Source organism: Terrabacter sp. P5_B1 (assembly GCF_056400505.1).
In genome coordinates this window covers 1-2,701 of sequence record NZ_JBFULD010000443.1, presented here as the reverse complement: position 1 = coordinate 2,701, position 2,701 = coordinate 1, and the positions used below count along the sequence as shown (strand labels likewise).

The window sequence follows — 2,701 nt, the reverse complement described above, 5'->3', positions numbered from 1 at the left end:
CTCTGATCGTGGTCGCGCCGCCGGAGGCCCGGCCGCGCGACCACGCTCAGGGGTCGATCCTCACAGGTCGTGACGCGCGGGCAACCGCCCCGACTCCACGGCAGCCGCGAGCGCGGCGTGGTCACGGTCGTTCTGGTCGGCGTAGGCCACCGCGAACTCCGCCACCGCCTCGTCGAAGTCCGCTCCGGGCTCGCCTGCCTGCCCGTCCCCTGAGCCGACGCCCGGCGACCGGGCGCCGAGGTAGAGCGCGATGTCCCGCGGGTCACCTGAGCGGGCATGGGCCCGAGCGAGCGTCCACGCACACACCTGACCGAGCACCGCCAGTGTCGCCTCGTCAAGTGTCTCGATCTCGAAGCCGCCCTTCATGTCGCGGAACTGGCGCACGTAGAAGTCGCGCTCCACGCCGTCGATGCCGGTGACGTGCTGCCACCCGAGGAGGATGTCGCTGCTTGCCTGCATGAGGCGCTGGCCCTCGACGACGCGGCGACCCTGGTTGTCCAGCGACGGCCAGGGCTGGTGAGCCCCCAGGACCGACTCGACGGCCTCCTTGGCCTGGAGCAGCAGGGGGTTGCCCAGCTCGTCGACGAGGAGCAGGAGCCAGGCACGCGTTCCGACCGACCCGACGCCGACCGCCTTGCGGGCCATGTCGACGACCTGAAAGCGGTCGATGAGAACGCGGCGATCGGGCTGGAGGCTGGTGCGGTACTGCGCGAGGAGCGCGTCCATGAGGGTCGTCAGGTCGTCGGCCACCTCAGGCGCGAGCTCCCGCACCGGCACGAGGATCGGCGGGTCGCTGACGAAACGCTGCTGGCCGAACTCGGATTTCGTCAGCTTCGTCACCGCGTGGGCCGCATCCCGTCCACGCGACTTGGTGATGACCTTGCGGCTGGCCGACCTCGCGGCCTTCGGCAGTGCCGCCGTCAGGCGCGGCAACCCCGGTTGCACCTCGGCGCGGGCGTACCAGACCTCGAGGGCCGGCTGGGCGGCGAACTCGGCCATCGCCTGACGGTAGGCGCGCACGGTTCCCGCGGTCAGCGCTCGCCGTTGCTTGCGACGCAACCCGTTCCCACGACCGGCGATCTCGAGACTGGCCGCGAGCCGCTTGACGTCCCAGTCGAACGGTCCGGGCCAGGTCTCGTCGAAGTCGTTGAGGTCGAAGACCTGCTTGCGTTCCGGCGTCGCGAAGAGCCCGAAGTTGGACACGTGCGCGTCGCCGCACAGCTGGACCGTCAGGCCGGTGCTGCCACTCGCCGCGAGGTCGGYCGCCATCACCGCCGCGGCCCCCCGGTAGAACGCGAAGGGCGATGCGAGCATCCTGCCGTAGCGGATGGGAAGCAGTTCCGGCACGCGGCTGCGTCCCTGCTCCTCGAGGATCGCGAGAGGGTCTCGACCAGCCCACGGCGCCAGCTCCGCGTGCGCGGCGACCGGCATACGTTCGGTGGCCGCACGGACGCGCTCGGCGCGGGCGGCCCCGACCTCCGGGACCATGCCCTCAGCGGCGGCGTTCACCGGACTGCCCGCCCGGACATCAGGCCAGCGCCTTCGCCTTGAGCGAGGTGAACTCCTCGGTGGAGATCGCACCCGAGTCCAGCAGCTCCTTGGCCTTGGCGATCTGCTCCGAGGCCGAGGGACCCGTGCCGGCCACCGACCGGACGTAGTCCTCCTGCGCCGCGCGGGCCTCCTCGTACTTCTTCGCCGCCCGCTCGTTCATGCCACGACCACGGACGATGAGGTAGACGACCGCCGTGATGAAGGTGAAGAACACGAGGCAGATGACCCAGACCGCCTTCATCACACCGGAGACCTCGGGGTCGCGGAAGAGGTCGGCGACGATCGAGAACAGCACCATGAGGTACGTCGCAAATGCGAAGAAGACGATGATGAACCAGATGATGTCCCAGAACGACATGTCAGGACGACCTTTCTGTAGGGCAGCGACCCAGACGGGTGTGCTCACAGCCATCGTCTGGTCACCCATCGCGCGCGGCATCATCCCCACGGGGTGACTGTGCCTCCCGACGCGTCAGCGGTACTCGGGGTTGTGCCACCCGAAGCGCTCACCCGAGTTCCAGACGGAGCGCACGTTGCCGTATGCCGGCACGCCGCCCGCGTCGTGCAGCATCCTCGCGAGGTGCATGAGGTTCCACGTCATGAAGGTCGTGTTGCGGTTGGTGAAGTCGTTCTCCGGCCCGCCGCTGCCCGGGTCGAGGTAGCTCGGCCCGGGGCCGGCCTCGCCGATCCACCCGGCGTCGGCGTTGGGCGGGATGGTGTAGCCGACGTGCTGGAGGCTGTAGAGGACGTTCTGGGCGCAGTGCTTGATGCCGTCCTCGTTGCCGGTGATGAGGCAGCCGGCGACCCTGCCGTAGAAGAGGTACTGTCCCTGGTCGTTGAGCATCCCGCTCAGCGAGTAGATCCGCTCGATGAGGCGCTTGGTGACGCTCGAGTTGTCACCCAGCCAGATCGGGCCGGCGACGACGAGGATCTGGCTGTCGAGGATGCCCGGGTAGAGATCCGGCCATGCGTCGGTCTCCCAGCCGTGCTCGCGCATGTCGGGGTAGACGCCCGTCGCGACGTCGTGGTCGACGAGACGAATCTCCTCGACGGTCACGCCGTGCTCGCGCATGATCGCAGCGCTCGCGTCGACGAGTCCCTGGGTGTGGCTCACCTCGGGGCTCTTCTTGAGGGTGCAGTTCACGTAGGT

Annotated in this window: 3 protein-coding genes; all 3 read right to left on the bottom strand. The window is 69.1% G+C overall.

Annotated elements, in window-relative coordinates:
* Positions 1–60: 60 nt before the first annotated feature.
* The gene (locus AC1DP0_RS20620; protein WP_478088203.1) at positions 61–1,509 is read right to left on the bottom strand and encodes a DUF2252 domain-containing protein; all 1,449 of its coding nucleotides are present in this window, start codon (positions 1,507–1,509) and stop codon (positions 61–63) included.
* Between the two features lie 19 nt (positions 1,510–1,528).
* Entirely contained in the window at positions 1,529–1,909 is a 381-nt protein-coding gene (locus AC1DP0_RS20615) for an SHOCT domain-containing protein (protein WP_478088201.1), read from the bottom strand.
* Positions 1,910–2,023: 114 nt separating this feature from the next.
* The coding region (locus AC1DP0_RS20610; RefSeq protein ID WP_478088200.1) for a flavodoxin family protein at positions 2,024–2,701 on the bottom strand (678 nt) is incomplete at its 5' end.